Genomic DNA, 20,309 nt, shown 5'->3' on the forward strand with positions numbered 1-20,309 from the left:
CGAAGCGGCGGCCGCGACGACGGTTGCGGCCGCCGCTTCACCCTGCCCTCTTGACAAACTTTCCCCCATATCAGATTTCACGCCAGGCGGACAACCATCGACGTGGCGGGACGGCTGGTGATTCCCAAGCGGATTCGGGACCGCCTGGGCCTGCACGGAAACGAGCAGGTGGAGATCACCGAGCGTGGTGGGCGCGTCGAGATCGAACCAGCGCCGACCGACGTCGAACTCGTGCGGGAGGGCTCGGTGCTCGTTGCTCGGCCGCTGCGTTCACCTGATCGCGCACGCGGCCGTGGAAACCTATTCGGTCCTGACGCGCCTGCCGCCACCGCATCGTGTTGCCCCGGCGTCGTGCATGCGCACCTGACCGGCGTCACCGGTGGCGCGAGCTACGGCGCGCTGGTCGGATTAACGGCGGAAGCCGCTGGTGCGACGCTGTTGACCCGGGACCTGCGGGCCGTCGAGAGCTACCAGCGGTTGCGGGTGGAGTTCGACGTGCCGAGCTGACGAATCGCGTGCCCGCCAGGAGCCTGCGGGCCGCGAGAGACCGGATCACTGAGGTGCTAACAATGTTTCACATAGACGCTACGTTGGCGTGGTGAAAGAGGTCGGTATTCGCGAACTTCGTCAGAACGCGTCGCAAATCATCCAAGCAGCAGCGGGTGGGGCCACCTATCGGGTCACCAGTCGCGGCAAGGACACCGGCGTGCTCGTCGGCAGACAGCAGCACGCCCGTCCCCAAGCAGTCAAGGAACGCGCAGGCGCCAGCCCGTCGCAGATCATCAATTCGGGCGTCTACGACAGCCCGAAGCCGCCAACATACGAAGAGGAAATGCTGCGGCTGGTCGAGCAGGGACGGAATCAGTCTGGGCGCGTCGGCGTCCCGTGAAGATCCACCTCGACACCAACCTGCTGATCCAACGCCCACGGTGGGATCTTCTGCCGCCGGGTGAGCACGAATTGTTCGTCTCCGCAATCGCATTCGCCGAGTTCAGCGAGGGCACCACCCACCCGGACCCACAGATTGCCGCCCGGGCGCGGGTGGACCTCGTCCAGCTCCGCCAGGCCTACGGCGACGGTCTGCCGTTCACGCAGACCGAGGCCGATGTCTACCGCGAACTCTGCGCCACCATCGCCGCGGCCGGACGAACCGCCGGGGGATGGCGCCGAGTCGACGTGATGATCGCAGCGCTGGCGGTGGCCGACAACGCAGCGCTGGCGACCCGGAACCCCGACGACTTCACCGGGCTGGAAACAGTGCTGACGGTGATTCCGCTGTGATCCGCCGCCGACCGCCTCGCTGGTGGCGACGGTGCCGGCAGACTTCCCGACGACACGACGGCGCGCCTGCTTGCCATCGAACACACGTTCGCTAGGGTGGGCGGTGTTCGACGACGAGTACTTGTCGGTGGGCTGTTCTAACGTCACAGCCAACCGACCAGGACCGGTCGATCGAACACCGACTACACCGAGAGGTAGCACCATGGCGCAAACCCCCGACCGCGAGAAGGCTCTCGAACTGGCGATGGCCCAGATCGAGAAGAGTTACGGCAAAGGCTCGGTGATGCGCCTCGGTGACGAGGTGCGTCAGCCGATCTCGGTCATCCCGACCGGGTCCATCGCACTCGACGTCGCCCTGGGCATCGGCGGCCTGCCGCGCGGCCGGATCGTGGAGATCTACGGCCCGGAGTCCTCGGGGAAGACGACCGTCGCCCTGCACGCGGTAGCCAACGCCCAGGCCGCCGGCGGCATCGCAGCGTTCATCGACGCCGAGCACGCGCTGGATCCCGATTACGCCCAGAAGCTCGGCGTCGACACTGATTCGCTGCTGGTGTCCCAGCCCGACACCGGCGAGCAGGCGCTGGAGATCGCCGACATGCTGATCCGCTCCGGCGCGCTGGACATCCTGGTCATCGACTCGGTCGCGGCGCTGGTGCCACGGGCCGAGATCGAAGGCGAGATGGGTGACAGTCACGTCGGTTTGCAGGCCCGGCTGATGAGCCAGGCACTGCGGAAAATGACCGGTGCGCTGAACAATTCGGGCACAACGGCGATCTTCATCAACCAGCTGCGGGAGAAGATCGGCGTGATGTTCGGGTGTGGATCCTGGTATACCAACGTCACACTTGCGGACGGATCGACTGAAAAGCTCGGAAAGATCGTGAACCAGAAGATGGATGTCGAGGTCTTGTCGTACGACTTCGAATCCGGCCGGATCGTGCCGCGCAAGGTGACCAACTGGTTCAACAACGGCAAGACCGAAGAGTTTCTGCACTTCAAAGTCGACCGAGCAGGGGGTGGGACAGGTCGCGGTCACGCTAGCTTGGCCATGACTCGAAATCACCTTATTCGAACCCGGGGCGGCTGGCGCGAAGCTGAAGACATCGCCGTTGGTGACCGCGTGATGTTGGCACAACCGAGCATGCTTAGTGATCAGCAATGGGAAGTCGTACTGGGATCCTTGATGGGTGACGGATGCCTATCTCGTCCAGTTCGACAAGATTCAGAAAGCGCACGACTCCGTATGGGGCACGGAGCAAAGCAGTCGGAATATCTCGACTGGAAAGTCTCCTTGCTGGAAAACATTCCGCACTGCCGCACCAGTAATGGAAAGGGAGCTGTATTCGCAGACTTCACTCCACTCTCCGAGCTCCATGAGCTGATGAGCGCGATGTATTTGGACGATCGCAAAAAGTTCCTCTCCGAGGAGTACCTCAAGGCGCTAACCCCACTAGCGCTAGCTATTTGGTACATGGATGACGGTTCATTCAGCCTTCGGTCCAAGGGCTTACAGCAGCGCACTCAAGGTGGTAGCGGGCGAATCGAGATTTGTGTTGAGGCAATGAGCGAGGGGTCGCAGGTGCGTCTTCGTGACTATCTACGTGACACCCAAGGCCTGGACGTGCGACTGCGGAAGGCTGGTGCTGCAGGTAAGTCCGTACTGGTCTTCTCTACGCAGGCCACTGCAAGGTTCCAGGAGCTAATCGCGCCGTACATACATCCGTCAATGGCATACAAGCTCTTGCCGCGCTTCCGTGGTCAGTTCAGCGTGGCACCGCAGTTTGTTGCACCCACGATGCAACTGATGCCGGCGCGCGTCACTGAGATCGAGCCGAAGATGGATTACCCGATTATGAGCCGCTTCGACATCGAGGTCGAAGGCTCGCACAACTACTTCGCCGACGGGGTGATGGTGCACAACTCTCCTGAAACAACAACGGGCGGAAAGGCTTTGAAGTTTTATGCCTCAATTCGCCTGGATGTCAGGCGAATTGAGACGCTCAAGGACGGCACCGATGCGGTCGGTAACCGCACCAAGGCCAAGATCGTCAAGAACAAGTGCCTCGCAGCGGGCACTCGGATCTTCGATCCAGTTACCGGTACGACTCATCGCATTGAGGATGTTGTCGATGGGCGAAAGCAAATCCATGTCGTGGCCGCGGCCAAGGACGGAACGCTGCATGCGCGGCCGGTGGTGTCCTGGTTCGACCAGGGAACGCAGGATGTGATCGGCTTGCGGATCGCCGGTGGCACTACTGTGTGGGCGACACCCGATCACAAGGTGCTGACAGAGTACGGCTGGCGCCAGGCCGGGGAACTGCGCAAGGGAGACCGGGTGGCGCAACCGCGGCGCTTCGACGGGTTCGGTGACAGTGCGCCGATTTCGGCGGATCAGGCACGGCTGCTTGGCTATCTGATCGGGGATGGCATCGGGGATGGCCATGCGGGTGGTTCGGTCAACTTCATCAATGTTCAGCAGTCACTCATTGACGACGTGACGCAAATCGCGGCGACGCTTGGTTGTGCGGCTCATCCGCAGGGGCGCATGTCACTTGCGATCGCTCATCGACCTGGTGAGCGCAACGGTGTCCTCGAGCTCTGCCGGCGGGCGGGTATTTACGGCAAGCTCGCCTGGGAGAAGACGATTCCGAACTGGTTCTTCGAGTCAGACACCGCCGCAGATGTTGTCGGCAATTTGCTCTTCGGCCTGTTGGAAAGCGACGGCTGGGTGAGCCGGGAACAGACCGGAGCGCTTCGGGTCGGCTTCTCGACGACCTCTGAACAGCTTGCACGCCAGATTCATTGGCTGCTAATGCGTTTCGGTATCGTGAGCACGGTCCGAGATTACAATCCGACGCAGAAGCGGCCGAGTATCATCAATGGTCGACGGGTTCAGGGCAAGCGTCAAGTGTTCGAGGTCCGGATCGCCGGGATGGAGAACGTCACAGCATTCGCAGAGGCAGTTCCCATGTGGGGCCCGCGTGGCAGCACCCTTATTCAGGCGATTCCAGAGGCTATGCGGGGGCGGCGGCGTGGATCGCAGGCGACGTATCTGGCCGCGGAGGTGGCCGATGCGGTGCTGAATTACCTTGCCGAGCGTGGTGTGACCGCGCAGGAGGCCGCAGCAATGATCGGTACCGGCGCCGGGAACCCTCGTGGCGGTATGAAGCAGGTGTTAGGTGTCGGCCGGCTCCGTAGAGATCGTCTACAGGCGCTCGCGGATGCCTTGGATGACAAGTTTTTGCATGGTGTGCTGGCGGAAGAACTCCGGTACTCGGTGATCCGGGAAGTGCTGCCTACGCGGCGGGTCCGGACGTTCGACCTCCAGGTTGAGGAGCTGCACAACCTGGTCGCGGAAGGCGTTGTCGTACACAACTGCGCCCCCCCGTTCAAACAGGCCGAGTTTGACATCCTGTATGGCAAGGGAATCAGCAAGGAAGGCTCGCTGATCGACATGGGCGTGGATCAGGGCTTCATCCGCAAGTCCGGCTCCTGGTTCACCTACGAGGGCGAGCAGCTCGGCCAGGGCAAGGAGAACGCCCGCAACTTCCTGATGGAGAACACCGACGTGGCCAACGAGATCGAGAAGAAGATCAAGGAAAAGCTCGGCATCGGCGCGGTGGTGACGGACGAGTTGACCGATGACAGCGTCCTGCCCGCCCCCGTCGACTTCTGACGGGGCGGCGTCCCGCGAGGAGCAGGCGCGGGCATTGTGCCTGCGCCTGCTCACCGCGCGAGCGCGCACCCGAGCCGAGCTGCAAGGCCAGCTGGCCAAGCGTGGCTACCCCGACGACGTCAGCACGAAAGTGCTGGACCGGTTGGCCGCTGTCGGTCTGGTCGATGACGCCGACTTCGCCGAACAATGGGTGCGCTCACGACGGGCGAACGCCGGAAAAGGCAAGCGCGCGTTGGCCGCCGAGCTTCGTACCAGGGGCGTCGACAACGGCGTGATCACCGCGGTGCTCGACGGCATCGACGCCGGCGCCGAACGCGACCGTGCCGAACAGCTGGTGCGGGCCAAGCTGCGGCGGGAGCCGCTGAACGACGGCGACGGCATGCGGGTCAGCCGCCGGCTGGTGGCGATGCTGGTGCGCCGCGGCTACAGCCAGACGATGGCCTACGACGTGGTCAGCGTCGAGGTGGCCGCCGAACGGGAGCGCCGCCGGGTCTAGCCCGAGCGCCCGGAGGGTGAGCCGTGCCGCCACTCGTCGGACACCCGCTTGGAGGCAACCGTCGCCCGCACACGGTCCTTGCCTGCTGCGGCGAGAACGCATTCCACTGTTGTGCCACCATGACCGGCGTCGACCACCCGGGCGCTCAGCTGGATCACCCCGCTGATCGGAGTCGGGCGCAGGTAGCCGACAGACATCGACACGGTCGCGTGCCAGATCTCGGGTTCGCTGCCGATCTCGCGCCCCTCTCGCCGGTAGGCGTCGGCTATCGCGGTGCACACGCCGTGGCAGTCCAGCACCGTCGCGATGATCCCGCCGTTGAGGACGTGCCGAGGACCCGCGGCGAACTCTGCGCGCGGAGTCCATTCGGCGACAGCCCGTTCGCCGTCCCAATAGCTCTTCAGATGCAAACCGGCCGGGTTGTCGGCACCGCACCCCCAGCAGTAGTTGTTCGGTATCTGGTCCTGGAACGCCGCGGCCATCACGGCAGCCTATTCCGCCCGCCCGGCCGTATCGCCGTACCATGGCGCCGTGACGTCGACGCTGGCACCAGAGACGGTGCGGACCTATCAGGTCCGCACCTACGGCTGCCAGATGAACGTGCACGACTCCGAGCGGCTGGCCGGATTGTTGGAGTCCGCGGGCTATCGGCGGGCAGCCGACGGCGCCGACGCCGACGTGGTCGTCTTCAACACCTGCGCGGTCCGGGAGAACGCCGACAACAAGCTGTACGGCAACCTCAGCCATCTGGCGCCGCGTAAGCGCAGCAACCCGGCAATGCAGATCGCCGTCGGCGGCTGCCTGGCCCAGAAGGACCGCGACGCCGTGCTGCACCGCGCGCCGTGGGTGGACGTCGTGTTCGGCACGCACAACATTGGATCGCTGCCCACCCTGCTCGAGCGTGCCCGGTACAACCGGGTGGCCCAGGTGGAAATCGCCGAAGCACTGACACAATTCCCGTCCGACCTGCCCACTGCACGCGAATCCGCCTACGCCGCTTGGGTTTCCATCTCCGTCGGCTGCAACAACAGCTGCACGTTCTGCATCGTGCCGTCGCTGCGGGGCAAGGAGGTCGACCGCAGCCCCGACGACATTCTGGCCGAAATCGAGGCGCTGGTCGCCGACGGCGTGCTGGAGATCACGCTGCTCGGCCAGAACGTCAACGCCTACGGGGTGTCATTCGCCGACAACCGGTTGCCCCGCAACCGCGGCGCCTTCGCCGACCTGCTGCGGGCCTGCGGGAGTATCGACGGGCTGGAGCGGGTGCGGTTCACCTCCCCGCATCCCGCTGAATTCACCGACGACGTCATCGAGGCGATGGCGCAGACTCCCAACGTGTGCCCGGCCCTGCACATGCCGCTGCAGTCCGGCTCGGATGCGATCCTGCGCGCGATGCGGCGCTCCTACCGTGCCGAGCGCTACCTGGGCATCGTCGACCGGGTCCGGGCGGCCATGCCGCACGCGGCGATCACCACCGATGTGATCGTCGGCTTTCCCGGCGAGACCGAGGAAGACTTCGCGGCCACCCTCGACGTGGTGCGGCAGGCCCGGTTCGCCGGCGCGTTCACCTTCCAGTACTCCCCGCGGCCCGGCACACCCGCCGCCGAGCTGCCCGGGCAGCTGCCCAAAGCCGTGGTGCAGGAACGCTACGAGCGGCTCGTCGCGCTGCAGGAGCAGATCTCCCTGGCGGAGAACCGCGCCCGGATCGGGCAGACCGTCGAGCTGCTCGTCGCCGCCGGCGAAGGCCGCAAGGACAGCCGTACCGCGCGGATGAGCGGACGCGCGCGCGACGGCCGGCTGGTGCACGTCACGCCCGGGGAGCGGAAGATCAGGCCCGGCGACGTCGTCACCACGACGGTCACCGACGCCGCACCGCATCACCTCGTCGCCGACGCCGGCGTCATCACCCACCGCCGCACCCGTGCCGGTGACAGCTACGCGGCCGGGCAAACCCCCCGCGGCGTGGGCCTCGGCATGCCCGGCGTCGGGCGGCCCGCCGCGCACAGCGCCGGGTGCAGCCGATGAACGACTTCGACGCGTACAAGGCCGACATCGAAGCCGCCGAACGGCGCGTCGCTCGCGAAATCGAGCCCGGCGCAAGGGCTGTGGTGGTGTCCATTCTGGTGTTCGTGCTGTTGGGCTCGTTCATCCTGCCGCACACCGGCAACGTCCGCGGCTGGGACGTGCTGTTCGGCGGCGACGACGCCGCCGCGGCGGCCGTGGCGCTGCCGTCGCGGGTGTTCGGCTGGCTGGCGCTGGTCTTCGGCGTCGGCTTTTCGATGCTGGCGCTGCTGACCCGGCGCTGGGGACTGGCCTGGCTGGCGTTGGCGGGGTCGGCGCTGGCCAGCGCCGCCGGCCTGCTGGCCGTCTGGTCGCGCCAGACCGTGGCCGCGGGGCATCCCGGGCCGGGGGTGGGGCTTCTCGTGGCGTGGGTCAGCGTGATCCTGCTGACCTTCCACTGGGCCCGCCTGGTGTGGTCGCGCACCGTCGTGCAACTGGCCGCCGAGCAGCAGCGCCGCCGCGCCGCCGCCGAGCAGCAGACACGCACGCTGCTGGAAACGCTGGAGGACACCGACCACCAGACGCCGCCTGGCGCCGACCACCAGACGCCGCCTGGCGCCGACGACCAGACGCCGCCCGGCGCCGAGTCGCCCTAGACCCGCCGACTGTGCAGGTTTTGGACTGCGAAAACGCGAAATCGCCGCGAAAAACTGCACACTCGGCGCGCGAAGGTCGCCCGCGGGCGCCGAGGTCAGGACTTCAGCGCCTTGGCGGCGGCGTCCGCCCACTGCCGCCACTGCTCGGCGCCGGCCCGCGCCTCGTCGGCGTCCTTGCTGCGGCCCGCGGCCTCGGCTTTGGCGGCTTGGCGCTCGAACCGCTCGGCGCGGGCGCGGAACTGCTCGGCGCGGGCCAGCGCCTGCGGGTCCGTCCGGTCCGGCTCGCCGGCCCCACGCACCTTCTTCTCGACGGCGCGCAGCCGCCGCTCCAGCTCGGCCGACCGCTCCTTGGGCGCCTTGCCGACGGCGTCCCACTTCGCCACGATGGTCCGCAGCGCGGCACGGGCGGCCTCGTGGTTGGCCGGGTCCAGCCGCTCGGCCTCGGCCAGCAGCGCCTCCTTGGCGGCGGCGTTGGCCCGCAGATCCGCGTCACGGTCGGCGCTCACGGCGTTGCGCGCCGCGAAGAAGCTGTCCTGGGCGGCTTTGAAACGGCGCCACAACGCGTCGTCGACGTCGCGCGCCGCCCGCCCTGCCGTCTTCCATTCGGCGAGCAGCTCGCGGAACGCCGCGCTGGTGGCGGCCCAGTCCGTCGAGCCGGCCAGCTCCTCGGCCCGCGCGCAGAGCCGTTCCTTGACCTCGCGGGCGCCGGCGCGTTCCCGGTCCAGCTCGGCGAAATGCGCTCCGCGCCGCCGGTTGAACGTCTCCCGCGCCGCCGCGTACCGCTTCCACAGCGCGTCGTCGGTCTTGCGGTCCAGCCCGCCGATCGTCTTCCACTCGTCGAGGATGGCGCGCAGCCGGTCGCCGGCGGCTTTCCACTGCGTCGACGCGGCGGCCAGCTCCTCGGCCTCGGCGGCAAGCGCCTGCTTGCGGGCGGTCTGGGCGGCGCGGCGTTCGTCGCGCCGGGCGCGATCGGCGGCGGCGGCCGCTTCGGCTCGCTCGCCGACGGCGGCCAGCCGGGCAGCCAGCGCGTCGACGTCACCGAGCACACTCGCCGTCGGCAACGCCTCGGCCAACGCCGCGGCGGCGGCCTTGATCTTGGGGGCGTGGCCGCTGCCCGACGCCAACCGCTCCTCCATCAGCGCGACCTCGGTGCTCAGGTCGTCGAAGCGGCGCCCGAAATGGGTGAACGCGGCCTCGGTGTCGCCGGCCTGCCACGACCCGACGACACGCTCGCCGGCCGCGGTGACCAGCCACACCGTGCCGTCCGCGTCGACACGGCCGAACCGGTGCGGGTCGCTGGCCGGCGGCGGCGCCATAGGGACCGGGCGGGATGCCGGCCGAGCCCCGGGACGCGGTCCCGGACGGGGAACCGGCCCGGGAACCGGGGACTCGTCGTGGGTCATCACCGTCACCTGCCCTTCACACGGGTCGCCCCGCGCACCTGCCGCGCATCGCGGCGCCGTCTGCTGCGCTGCGGGGCCGCCGGCCCCACCCGGTATTCAAACAGCTGCACCGGCGGCACGGCATTCGTTTGCGCCCCGAACGGTCCGTGCGACATCGTGGCGCGCGAGGTCGCACAGGGTGCCAGAGGCTGACGACGAGGAGGGTGTCCATGGCCAGGGCCGACATCGCCGCCCTGCTTGCGCTGGCTGCGGCGCTGTTCATCGCGATCGGCGACGTGATGCAACAGCGCAGCGCCCACGAGGTGACCGACGAACCGGTCGGCAACGCCGGGTTGTTCGCCAGGTTGCTGCGCGACCGGCGCTGGTGGCTGGGCAGCCTGGCATCAACCGGCGGCTTCGCGTTCCAGGCCGCGGCACTGGGCCTGGGTTCGGTGCTGCTGGTGCAGGCGCTGCTGGTCAGCTCGCTGCTGTTCGCGCTGCTGGTCAGCGCGCGGTTGTCGCACCGGCCGCCGACCCGCCGACAGTGGGTGTGGGCGGTGCTGCTGGCGGCGGCGGTGGCCCTGATCGTCACGATCGGGGACCCGCAGGCCGGCGTATCGCGGGCGTCGTTGAAGATCTGGACCGGCGTGGCGGTGGTGATGGTCCCGGCCCTGGTGGCGTGCGTGGTCGGCGCCCGGATAGCGGGCGGCCGGGTCGCGGCGGTGCTGCTGGCGCTGGTGTCGGGTGCGCTGTGGGGCCTGCTCGCGGTGCTCACCAAGGGCGTTGTCGGGGAGCTCGGACACGGGTTCTGGACGCTGCTGCGGCTCCCGGAGCTCTACGTCTGGGCGCTGGTCGCGGTGGCCGCCACCAGCTGGCAGCAGTCGGCGTTTCGGGCCGGGGCGCTGACCGCGTCGCTGCCCACCATGACGGTGAGCGAGCCCGTCGTCGGCGCGGCGCTGGGCGTCGTCGTGCTGGGCGAGACCCTGCACACCCGCGGTGCGGGGTGGTTCGTGCTGGCGGCCGCGGTGCTGACGATGGTGGCGGCCACCGTGGCGCTGGCGCGCAGCGAGGCCGCGACGAAGCACCTGGCCGACGGTGCGGCCCCCGCCGATCGGCAACCGGCGTAGCCGCCGGCACGCCCAGACAGCGCGCCGGCCGCTGAACTCGCCGATGACCCGACTTTGCGCATGCCGCCCGGATACTATGACGCCGGACACCAACCGGCGCGGCCAAGGGAAGGTCCCCATCGCAGGTGGCTGGTCACTGCAGCATCAGACGGCGGGCGCGTGCCGTCGGCGCCGGCTCAGCAGTGGGCGCGTTCCTGGCCCTGTGGACGACTCCGCTGGCGGCCGCACCGCCGGCGCGGGCCGACGTCGTCGACGGCGTGATCGATTCGATCCTCGCGCCGGTCGTGGGCGCGGCGACGAGCACTCTCGACTCGGCCGCGTTGTCGACGTCCGCGGCGTGGGACTCGTTGTTCGACCCCGCCCACTGGGATGCCGCCCTGGCCGGCCTGGTCGACCCGGCGGCATCCGGGTCGTCGATTCCCGACCCGACCGCGTTGTTCCAGCAGGTCGTCTACACCCCGATCCACGCCGGCCTGCAAGGCTGGATCGCAAGCCCCGTCGGTCAGCAGGTCGACGACGTGATAAACACGCCGTTCACCTTGCTGACCGGGCGCGACCTGATCGGCAACGGCGCGGCCGGGACCGCGGCACATCCCGACGGCGGCGACGGCGGATGGCTGTTCGGCGACGGCGGGCCGGGCTGGACCAGCACCTATGCCGGCCTGGGCGGGGGTAGCGGCGGATCAGCAGGGCTGATCGGCGACGGCGGGGCCGGCGGCGGCGGCGGTCCCGGCGGCGTCGGTGTCGCCGGCGGCAACGGCGGGGCCGGCGGTGTGCTGATGGGTGTCGGCGGGGCCGGCGGCGCCGGCGGCCTGGGCGGACCGGGCGGTGTGGGCGACCCCGGCGGTTCCGGCGGCGCCGCGCCCGGCGTGCTGTTCGGCGTCGGCGGCAACGGCGGAGCCGGCGGCACCGGTGACGGCGGCGGTAACGGCGGCAACGCCATCGGGCTGTTCGGCAGCGGCGGGGCCGGCGGCCCCGGCGGCGACGGCGACAACCCCCTCGACCTGCCCGCCCTCGGCGGGGCGGGCGGCAACGCCGGGCTGCTCGGGGTCCACGGCGCGGTCGGCCAGCCCGGCGCGCTGGACGGCGCCCCGTCGGGCCCCGCCCCGACCACCGGCTCCGACGGGCTGACGCTGCCCATCGGCACCACCGGCACGTGGCTCACCGACACCGACGGACAGGTCGTCATCCTGCACGGGCTCAACGAGGTGTACAAGGTGGCGCCCTACGAGCCGTCCGCGGGCGGGTTCACCAACCAGGACGCGGCGTTCCTGGCCGCCAACGGTTTCAATGCGGTGCGGCTGGGCGTCATCTGGGCCGGGGTGGAACCCCAGCCCGGCGTCTTCAACGAGGCGTACCTGGCGTCGATCGACCAGACCGTGCAGATCCTGGCCAACCACGGCATCGTCACCATCCTCGACATGCACCAGGACCTCTACAGCAGCACGTTCGGCGGTGAGGGTGCGCCGGCGTGGGCGACGCAGACCGGTGGACAGCCCAACTTCCAGGTCGGCTTCCCCTACACCTACGTCCTCAACCCTGCGGAGAACCACGCCTGGAACGCGTTCTGGGCCAACGCCGACACGCCCAACGGGGCTGGGCTGGAGAACGACTACGCCCAGATGTGGGAGTACGTGGCGAACTACTTCAAAGCCAACCCGGATGTGGCCGGCTTCGAGCTGATGAACGAGCCGTGGCCGGGCGAGCAGACGCTGCCGGCCGTCCTGGGCAGCTCCTTCTTCGGCCAGCAGGAGCTGACACCGTTCTACGACCAGGTGGCGTCGGCGATCCGGGCCGTCGACCCCACCACACCGATCTTCTACGAGCCGAACGTGCTCTTCGACTACGGGGTGCCTACCCACCTGGGCACGGTGGACGCTGCGAACACCGTCTTCTCGTTCCACGACTACTGCTTCGTCAGCAGCATCAGCAGCGTCTTGAACCCGCTGTGCGGGCCGTTCCTCGACCTCGTCACCGACAATGCCGAGGCGTACACGGGGCCGCTCGGCATCCCGGCGTTCATGACCGAGTTCGGCGGCGGCAACGCCCTCACCATCACCGCCGCGACGGAGCAGGCCGCCGCCGAGCACCAGTTCGGCTGGACGTATTGGGCCTTCACCGGCTACGACGACATCACCGGCTCGCCGGACACCGAGGGGCTGGTGACCGACCCGTTCCAGCCGCCGGTCGGTGACAACGTCGACGCCGGGAAGCTGGTGACACTGGCCGAGCCGTACCCGCAGGTGGTGTCGGGCACCCCGGATTCCTGGTCGTTCAACTCCAGCACCGACACCTTCGCGTTCAGCTACTCCACCGGGCGGGCCGACGGCGTGGGCAGCTTCCCCGCCGGATCGCCGACCACCGTCTCGGTGCCGTCCGTCGAGTACCCGAACGGCTACCAGGTGAGCGTCACCGGCGGGCAGGTCGTCTCGGCCGCCGACGCCGCCGAGCTGGTCGTCTCCTCCGACGGCGGCGCCGGCAACGTCACCGTCGTCGTGAGCCCCGCCACCGGCGGCGGATAGCCCGTCAGCACACCGGATGCACCGGCCACGCTGTTAGGCTGGCGGCTATCTTGCGGCGTCGCCGACGGGGCGGGCAACGGGACGCCCTGCAGCGCACTGGCGTAACCGTGTTCGCCAAGAGCGCGCCCAGGCCGGACGTCGGTGAGGAGGTCGCCGGATGCTGAGAGCCGACGCCGCGGCGTTGATCGCGCTCTGCGCCGCGCTGGCGTCCGCGTTCGGTGATGTGATCCGCCAGCGCTCCGCGCAGGAGATCACCGACCGCCCGGTCGGCCACATCGAGCTTTTCCTGATGTCGTTGCGCGACCCGCGGTGGTGGATGGGCGCGGCGGGGGCAGTCACCAATTACACGTTGCAGGCCGCGGCGCTCGCGTTGGGATCGGTGATGTTGGTGACGTCGCTGCAGGTGGCGGCGCTGCTGTTCGCGCTGCCGATCTACGCACGGCTGACCAGTCACCGGGTGACACGCTGGGAATGGATGTGGGCGGCGCTGCTGGCGGTTGCCCTGGCCGTGGTCGTCATTGTCGGCGACCCGGCGGCCGGCCACTCCCGGGCCTCGCTGGAAATCTGGATCCTGGTGAGCGTCGTGATGGTCCCGGTGCTGGTGCTGTGCGTGCTGGGCGCGCGGACGTGGCCGGGGCCGGTCGCCGCGGTGCTGCTGGCGGTGGTGGCCGGCTCGGCGTTGGCGGTGTTCGCGGTGCTGACCAAGGGTGTCGTCGAGGTGCTGGAAGGCGGCTTCGGGGCGGTGCTGCGCGCGCCGGAGTTCTACGCCTGGATATTGATCGCGCTGGTGGGGATGATCTTTCAGCAGTCGGCGTTCCGGGCGGGAGCATTGACCGCGTCCATGCCCGCGTTGACGGTGACCAAGCCGGTGGTGGCGTCGGCGCTGGGAGTTCTGGTGCTCGGCGAAACGCTCGACGCCGACGGCCCGGAGGTGTTCGTGCTCATCGGGGCGGTCGCGGTCGTGATCATCGCGACGGTGGCGCTGGCCCGCGGGGAGGCCGCCACCATGGTCGCCCGCACCGGCCGCGACGTGGCACACGTCGGCCGGCCGGCAGCGCGCTCGCAACCGTAGTTAAGTTTGGTGGCGTGTTGGGCGCCATCGCGATCATCCCGTCGGCGCCGGTGCTGGTTCCCGAGCTCGCCGGAGCAGCGGTGGCCGAGGTGGCCGACCTGCGGGCGGCCGTGATCGCCGCGGCCGCCGCGCTGCCGCCGCGGTGGGTGGCGCTCGGCGTCGGCCTTGCGGACGCCGTCGTCAGCCCCGCACACGTCGGCACGTTCGCCGGCTTCGGAGCCGACGTGACGGTGCGGCTCGGACCGATGTCCCGTGGCGATCGCCAGCGCGGCGAAGCCGGGCGCAGCGGGTCGCCACCGATGTCCCGTGGCGATCGCCAGCGCGGCGAAGCCGGGCGCAGCGGGTCGCCACCGATGTCCTGTGGCGATCGCCAGCGCGGCGAAGCCGGGCGCAGCGGGTCGCCACCGATGTCCTGTGGCGATCGCCAGCGCGGCGACCTGCCGCTGTGCGCGGTGTTCGCGGCCTGGGTGCGCGGTCAGGCCGCGCCCGGCGCGCGCGCCGAGGTCCGCGTCTACGCGCAGGACCACACCGTCGACGCGGCGCTGGCGCAGGGCAGGCAGCTGCGGGCCGACATCGACCGGACCGCCGAGCCGACCGGCGTGCTCGTCGTCGCCGACGGCGCAAACACCCTGACCGCGGCCGCGCCCGGCGGCCACCACCCCGAGGACGTCGAGGTTCAGCTCGCGCTCGACGACGCGTTGGCGGCCGGTGACACCGCCGCGTTGGCGACGCTGCCCGACCAGGTTGTCGGGCGGGTGGCCTATCAGGTGCTGGCCGGTCTGGCCGGGCCGGGGCCGCGGTCAGTCGAGGAGCTCTACCGCGGAGCGCCCTACGGGGTGGGGTACTTCGCCGGCGTCTGGCAGCCGTGAGGCCGCTGGCGATCGTCGGTCCGACCGGCACCGGCAAGTCGGAGCTGGCACTGCGGGTCGCCGAACGGGTCGGCGGCGAGATCGTGAACGCCGACGCGATGCAGCTCTACCGCGGCATGGACATCGGCACCGCGAAACTGCCGCTCGCGCGGCGCCGCGGTATCCCGCACCACCAGCTCGACGTGCTGGCCGTCACCGATACCGCGACCGTCGCGCGCTATCAGCGGGCCGCTGCCCGCGACGTCGAGGCGATCGCGGCGCGGGGATGCGTCCCGATCGTGGTGGGCGGGTCGATGCTCTATGTGCAGTCGCTGCTCGACGACTGGTCGTTCCCGGCCACCGACCCGGCGGTGCGCGCTCGTTGGGAGCAGCGGCTGGCTGGGGCCGGGGTAGCGGCACTGCACGCCGAACTGGCCCGCCGCGATCCGGCCGCCGCGGCCGCGATCCTGCCCACCGATTCCCGGCGTATCGTGCGCGCGCTGGAGGTGGTGGAGCTGACCGGGCGCCCGTTCGCGGCGTCGGCACCGATCGTCGGCGCACCCCGCTGGGACACCGCGATCATTGGATTAGACTGCGCCACAGAGCTTCTCGACGACCGACTGGCCAGGCGGACCGACGCGATGTTCTCCCACGGCCTGGTCGACGAGGTGCGCGGGCTACTGGGCCGCGGGCTGCGCGACGGTGTTACGGCATCCCGGGCGCTGGGTTATGCGCAGGTGATCGCCGACCTCGACGCGGGCGGCACCGGCGACGGCGCCCGGGAACCGACGTTGCGCGCCACCCGCCGCTACGTGCGACGGCAGCGGTCGTGGTTTCGCCGCGACCACCGGATCCGCTGGCTCGACGCGGCGACCTGCACCGTCGACGACGTGCTGCGTATCCTGAGCTGGTGATCTTCGCCAAAGGCCACGGCACGCAGAACGACTTCGTGGTGCTGCCCGACCCGGATGCGACGCTGGTTCTGCGGCCGGCGGCGGTGGCCGCGCTGTGCGACCGGCGCCGCGGCCTCGGTGCGGACGGGGTGCTGCGGGTCACCACCGCCGGCGCCGCCGTGGCCGCCGGGGTGCTGGATCGCCTGCCCGACGGCGTCGGCGCGGCGGACTGGTTCATGGACTACCGCAACGCCGACGGGTCGACGGCGCAGATGTGCGGCAACGGCGCCCGGGTGTTCGCGCACTACCTGCGGGCGGCCGGGCTGGAGTCGCGTGACGAGTTCGTGGTCGGCTCACCGGCCGGGCCGCGGCCGGTCGTGGTGCACCGCGCCGACGGGATGCGTGCCGACGTCACCGTGGACATGGGCAAGGTCAACCGGCTGGGTGCCGGGACCGCCGTCGTCGGCGGCCGGCGATTCGACGGGGTGGCCGTCGACGTCGGCAACCCGCACCTGGCCTGCCTCGACCCGGCGTTGACCTTTGAAGAGCTTGCGGCGCTGGATGTTTCAGCCCCGCTGAGCTACGACCACACCCAGTTCCCCGACGGCGCCAACGTCGAAGTGCTCACCGCGCCCGCCGACGGGGCCGTGTCGATGCGGGTGCACGAGCGCGGTGTCGGCGAAACCCGCTCCTGCGGCACCGGGACCGTGGCAGCCGCCGTCGCCGCCCTTGCGCACACCGGCGTGACCACCGGCACGTTGACCGTGCGGGTGCCCGGCGGCGAGGTCGTCGTCACCGTCACCGAGGCCACCAGCTACCTGCGTGGGCCGTCGGTGCTGGTGGCGCGCGGCGAACTGGCCGACGAATGGTGGCGGTCGATCTGACGCAACCCGAATTGACGCCCAGCACAGGCGAAATGGCGCTCGACGACCGCTCGGCGCTGCGCCGGGTGGCGGGGCTGTCCACCGAGCTCGCCGACGTCTCCGAAGTCGAGTACCGCCAGCTGCGCCTGGAGCGGGTGGTGCTGGTCGGGGTGTGGACCGAGGGCAGCGCCGCCGACGCGGCGGCCAGCCTGGCCGAGCTGGCCGCACTCGCCGAGACCGCCGGTTCGCAGGTGCTCGACGGGTTGATCCAGCGCCGCGACAAACCCGACCCGTCGACCTACATCGGCTCCGGCAAGGCCGCCGAGCTGCGCGACGCGGTGCTGGCCAGCGGCGCCGACACCGTGATCTGCGACGGCGAGCTGTCCCCGGCGCAGCTGACGGCACTGGAGAAGGCCGTCAAGGTCAAGGTGATCGACCGTACCGCGCTGATCCTGGACATCTTCGCCCAGCACGCCACCAGCCGCGAAGGCAAAGCGCAGGTGTCGCTGGCGCAGATGGAGTACATGCTGCCGCGGCTGCGCGGCTGGGGCGAGTCGATGTCGCGGCAGGCCGGCGGGCGTGCCGGCGGCAGCGGCGGGGGAGTGGGTCTGCGCGGCCCGGGTGAGACCAAGATCGAGACCGACCGACGGCGCATCCGGCAGCGAATGGCCAAGCTGCGCCGCGACATCGCGGCCATGAAGCGGGTCCGCGACACCCAGCGGCACCGCCGGCTGGCCAGCGACGCGGTGTCCATCGCGATCGTCGGCTACACCAACGCCGGCAAGTCCAGTCTGCTCAACGCGCTCACCGGCGCCGGGGTGCTGGTTGCCGACGCACTGTTCGCCACCCTCGAACCAACAACGCGCCGTGGGGAATTCGACCCCGATTCGAGGGTGGCGCGGCCGTTCGTGCTCAGCGACACCGTCGGGTTCGTCCGGCATCTGCCCACCCAGCTGGTGGAGGCGTTCCGTTCCACGCTGGAGGAGGTGGTCGACGCCGACCTGCTGGTGCACGTCGTCGACGGCGCCGACGTCAACCCGCTGGCGCAGATCAGCGCGGTCCGCGAGGTGCTCTCCGAGGTGATCGCCGAGCACGACGGCCGGCCCGCGCCGGAACTGTTGGTGGTCAACAAGATCGACGCTGCCGGCGACCTGGCCTTGGCTCAGCTGCGGCGCGCGCTGCCGGACGCGGTGTTCGTCTCGGCGCGCACCGGCGACGGGATCGGCGCGCTGCGCCGGCGGATGGCCGAGCTCGCCGGCCCGACCGACACCGCCGTCGACGTCGTAATCCCCTACACCCGAGGAGATTTGGTGGCTCGAGTGCACGACGAGGGCCGGGTACAGCACACCGAGCACATCGGCGAGGGCACCCGCATCACCGCGCGGGTGCCGGTGGCGCTGGCCGCCAGTTTGCGCGAGTTCTCGGTCGATGGTCAGGGGGCGACGTCGTAGACCGGTCAGCCTTGGCCGGCGATGAGTCCTTCGAGGAGTTCGACGATACGCTGCTGGCCGACGGCTGTGGCATCGAACTTGCCGCGCATCTCGATGAATCCGTTGTTGACCCGGCCGAATTGTTCATCGACGTACCCGCGTAGGTCGGTGAGGTCTGCACGTAGCTCCGTGACGTTGCCACGTAGGTCGGTGAGGTCCTCCCGGAGGGTGTTGAAGCCGGCGGTGGCGGCGCGGCGGAAGTCGCGCAGTTCGCCGCTGAGCGTACCGGTGTCGCGCTCGGTGGCGCCGGCCAGGATGCGCGCGGCTGCGGCGTCGTGTTCGCTGGCGCGGACCCGCTCGGAGAGCTGGTGGACCTGCGTTTCCAGCGCGGACACCCGGGGTTCCAGATCGTCTGGCGGCATGATCGCGAGCCTACCGTTGGACCGGCCTCGATGCGTCGGTTGATCCACAGACTTGATCGACCCCCGCGCAGCATGTCGGAGTGAGAAGGGCGTCACGGTCTGACCGCGTCCGTCCGGCCGCCCGTACCGCCAACCAACCACCCGGTTGGTATATCTTGGGCGGCAGAGTTCCCACCCCGCCGGAGGTCACCATGGGTAACGCCGTCAAATACCAGCGCACGCTCTTCGAGCCCGAGCACGAACTGTTCCGCGAGTCCTACCGGGCCTTCCTGGACCGCCACGCCGCCCCCCACCGCGAGGAGTGGGAGAAGGCCAAGATCGTCGATCGCGGCGTCTGGCTGGAGGCCGGCAAGCAGGGGTTCCTCGGCATGGCCGTGCCCGAGGAGTACGGCGGCGGCGGCAACCCCGACTTCCGCTACAACACGATCATCACCGAGGAAACCGCCGCGGGCCGGCACAGCGGGATCGGCTTCGGGCTGCACAACGACGTGATCGCACCGTACCTGCTGCGGCTGACCACCGAGGAGCAGAAGCAGCGCTGGCTGCCCAAGTTCTGCACCGGGGAGCTGATCACCGCGATCGCCATGACCGAGCCGGGCACCGGCAGCGACCTGCAGGGCATCAAGACCCGGGCGGTCAAACACGGCGACCACTATGTGCTCAACGGGTCCAAGACGTTCATCACCAACGGCATCAACTCCGACCTGGTGATCGTGGTGGCGCAAACCGACCCGGACAAAGGCGCGCAGGGCTTTTCGCTGCTGGTGGTCGAGCGCGGCATGGAGGGCTTCGAGCGCGGCCGGCACCTGGACAAGATCGGCCTGGACGCCCAGGACACCGCCGAGCTGTCGTTCACCGACGTCACGGTTCCGGCGGAGAACCTGCTCGGCGAGCAGGGCATGGGGTTCATCTACCTGATGCAGAACCTGCCGCAGGAGCGCATCTCGATCGCCATTATGGCCGCCGCCGCGATGGAGGCAGTGCTGGAGGACACCCTGCAGTACACCAAGGAACGCAAGGCTTTCGGCAAGTCGATCGGCAGCTTCCAGAACAGCCGGTTCCTGCTGGCCGAACTGGCCACCGAAGCCACCGTGGTGCGGATCATGGTCGACGAGTTCATCCGGCTGCATCTCGACGAGAAGCTCACCGCCGAGCAGGCCGCGATGGCCAAGTGGTATTCCACCGAGAAGCAGGTGCATCTGATCGACCGCTGCCTGCAGCTGCACGGCGGCTACGGCTACATGCGCGAATACGACGTCGCGCGAGCCTATCTCGACGCCCGGGTGCAGACAATCTACGGCGGCACCACCGAGATCATGAAGGAGATCATCGGGCGCGGACTGGGAGTCTGACCCCGATCTCGCGACGGTGCACTCCGCGAAAGTGCATTCGGCGGCGCCGCTTGTCGGAAAATGCGTTGCCAGGTGCACTTTCGCGGCGCACAGGCTAGGCGTCGTGCACCCGATGGGCCCGCTCGATCAGCGTGGTCAGCTCGTCGCGGGCCGCCGAGCGGTATCGTGCCGGGAAAGCGTCGATGTGTCGCTCGTCGGCGAGCAGCCGGGCGAAAGTCCTCTCCCGTTCGGCCGGATCGACGTCGGAGCCGGCGTCGAGGTACTCCGCCGCGTGGCGGCGGGCTCGGG

At 69.6% G+C, this 20,309-nt stretch carries 17 protein-coding genes and 3 pseudogenes; 16 read left to right on the top strand and 4 right to left on the bottom strand.

Annotated elements, in window-relative coordinates; all coding sequences use genetic code 11:
- Nucleotides 1-69: 69 nt before the first annotated feature.
- From ABDW21_RS11245 to recX, 6 genes and pseudogenes are all read left to right on the top strand, one after another.
- A pseudogene (locus ABDW21_RS11245) lies at nt 70-264 on the top strand (AbrB/MazE/SpoVT family DNA-binding domain-containing protein); the annotation flags it as partial.
- A pseudogene (locus tag ABDW21_RS11250) lies at nt 257-507 on the top strand (VapC toxin family PIN domain ribonuclease); the annotation flags it as partial. The pseudogenes ABDW21_RS11245 and ABDW21_RS11250, both read left to right, overlap by 8 nt.
- 91 nt (nt 508-598) lie before the next feature.
- Complete coding sequence (locus tag ABDW21_RS11255; RefSeq protein WP_343601319.1) at nt 599-889, top strand: type II toxin-antitoxin system Phd/YefM family antitoxin; 291 nt, start codon at nt 599-601, stop codon at nt 887-889.
- A complete protein-coding gene (locus ABDW21_RS11260; RefSeq protein ID WP_343601317.1) occupies nt 886-1,281 on the top strand; it encodes a PIN domain-containing protein in 396 nt (131 codons plus the stop codon). The genes ABDW21_RS11255 and ABDW21_RS11260 overlap by 4 nt, the downstream gene beginning before the upstream one ends.
- 202 nt (nt 1,282-1,483) lie before the next feature.
- Nucleotides 1,484-4,957, top strand: a complete 3,474-nt coding sequence (recA, locus tag ABDW21_RS11265) for an intein-containing recombinase RecA (RefSeq protein WP_343601315.1) — start codon at nt 1,484-1,486, stop codon at nt 4,955-4,957.
- A complete protein-coding gene (gene recX, locus ABDW21_RS11270) occupies nt 4,923-5,453 on the top strand; it encodes a recombination regulator RecX (RefSeq protein WP_343601313.1) in 531 nt (176 codons plus the stop codon). The genes recA and recX overlap by 35 nt, the downstream gene beginning before the upstream one ends.
- On the opposite strand, the gene ABDW21_RS11275 is transcribed toward recX, so the two are convergent.
- The gene (locus ABDW21_RS11275; protein ID WP_343601311.1) at nt 5,450-5,935 is read right to left on the bottom strand and encodes a hypothetical protein; all 486 of its coding nucleotides are present in this window, start codon (nt 5,933-5,935) and stop codon (nt 5,450-5,452) included. The two genes, recX and ABDW21_RS11275, sit on opposite strands and share 4 nt — an antisense overlap.
- 49 nt (nt 5,936-5,984) lie before the next feature.
- Between ABDW21_RS11275 and miaB the strand changes: the two genes are divergently transcribed.
- Nucleotides 5,985-7,478, top strand: a complete 1,494-nt coding sequence (gene miaB, locus ABDW21_RS11280; protein ID WP_343601309.1) for a tRNA (N6-isopentenyl adenosine(37)-C2)-methylthiotransferase MiaB — start codon at nt 5,985-5,987, stop codon at nt 7,476-7,478.
- Nucleotides 7,475-8,110, top strand: a complete 636-nt coding sequence (locus tag ABDW21_RS11285) for a hypothetical protein (RefSeq protein WP_343601307.1) — start codon at nt 7,475-7,477, stop codon at nt 8,108-8,110. The genes miaB and ABDW21_RS11285 overlap by 4 nt, the downstream gene beginning before the upstream one ends.
- 95 nt (nt 8,111-8,205) lie before the next feature.
- Here ABDW21_RS11285 and ABDW21_RS11290 read toward each other — a convergent pair whose 3' ends face one another.
- A complete protein-coding gene (locus ABDW21_RS11290; RefSeq protein ID WP_343601306.1) occupies nt 8,206-9,513 on the bottom strand; it encodes a DUF349 domain-containing protein in 1,308 nt (435 codons plus the stop codon).
- 209 nt (nt 9,514-9,722) lie between these two features.
- Between ABDW21_RS11290 and ABDW21_RS11295 the strand changes: the two genes are divergently transcribed.
- The 7 genes from ABDW21_RS11295 (at nt 9,723) to hflX (ending at nt 18,268) form a co-directional block, all read left to right on the top strand.
- Complete coding sequence (locus ABDW21_RS11295; protein WP_343601305.1) at nt 9,723-10,619, top strand: DMT family transporter; 897 nt, start codon at nt 9,723-9,725, stop codon at nt 10,617-10,619.
- A gap of 125 nt (nt 10,620-10,744) precedes the next feature.
- Complete coding sequence (locus ABDW21_RS11300) at nt 10,745-13,141, top strand: cellulase family glycosylhydrolase (protein ID WP_343601304.1); 2,397 nt, start codon at nt 10,745-10,747, stop codon at nt 13,139-13,141.
- Between the two features lie 157 nt (nt 13,142-13,298).
- Nucleotides 13,299-14,213 carry a DMT family transporter gene (locus tag ABDW21_RS11305; protein ID WP_343601303.1) on the top strand — a complete coding sequence of 305 codons (915 nt, stop codon included), beginning with the start codon at nt 13,299-13,301 and terminating at the stop codon, nt 14,211-14,213.
- A gap of 14 nt (nt 14,214-14,227) precedes the next feature.
- On the top strand, nt 14,228-15,082 hold the full coding sequence (locus tag ABDW21_RS11310; RefSeq protein ID WP_343710458.1) for a hypothetical protein: 855 nt from the start codon (nt 14,228-14,230) through the stop codon (nt 15,080-15,082).
- The gene (gene miaA, locus ABDW21_RS11315) at nt 15,079-15,975 is read left to right on the top strand and encodes a tRNA (adenosine(37)-N6)-dimethylallyltransferase MiaA (protein WP_343601302.1); all 897 of its coding nucleotides are present in this window, start codon (nt 15,079-15,081) and stop codon (nt 15,973-15,975) included. The genes ABDW21_RS11310 and miaA overlap by 4 nt, the downstream gene beginning before the upstream one ends.
- A complete protein-coding gene (gene dapF, locus ABDW21_RS11320; protein ID WP_343601300.1) occupies nt 15,972-16,838 on the top strand; it encodes a diaminopimelate epimerase in 867 nt (288 codons plus the stop codon). Before miaA ends, dapF begins: the two co-directional genes overlap by 4 nt.
- Entirely contained in the window at nt 16,820-18,268 is a 1,449-nt protein-coding gene (hflX, locus tag ABDW21_RS11325; protein WP_343601298.1) for a GTPase HflX, read from the top strand. Before dapF ends, hflX begins: the two co-directional genes overlap by 19 nt.
- Before the next feature lie 5 nt (nt 18,269-18,273).
- Here hflX and ABDW21_RS11330 read toward each other — a convergent pair whose 3' ends face one another.
- Entirely contained in the window at nt 18,274-18,669 is a 396-nt protein-coding gene (locus ABDW21_RS11330) for a hypothetical protein (protein ID WP_343601297.1), read from the bottom strand.
- 191 nt (nt 18,670-18,860) lie between these two features.
- Here ABDW21_RS11330 and ABDW21_RS11335 point away from each other — a divergent pair, with 191 nt between their 5' ends.
- Nucleotides 18,861-20,021, top strand: coding sequence for an acyl-CoA dehydrogenase family protein (locus ABDW21_RS11335; protein ID WP_343601296.1), 1,161 nt, complete (start codon nt 18,861-18,863; stop codon nt 20,019-20,021).
- Between the two features lie 94 nt (nt 20,022-20,115).
- Here ABDW21_RS11335 and ABDW21_RS11340 read toward each other — a convergent pair.
- A pseudogene (locus ABDW21_RS11340) lies at nt 20,116-20,309 on the bottom strand (TerC family protein); the annotation flags it as partial.

Source organism: Mycobacterium sp. (genome assembly GCF_039583805.1).
In the GTDB taxonomy this organism is placed as follows: Bacteria; Actinomycetota; Actinomycetes; order Mycobacteriales; family Mycobacteriaceae; genus Mycobacterium.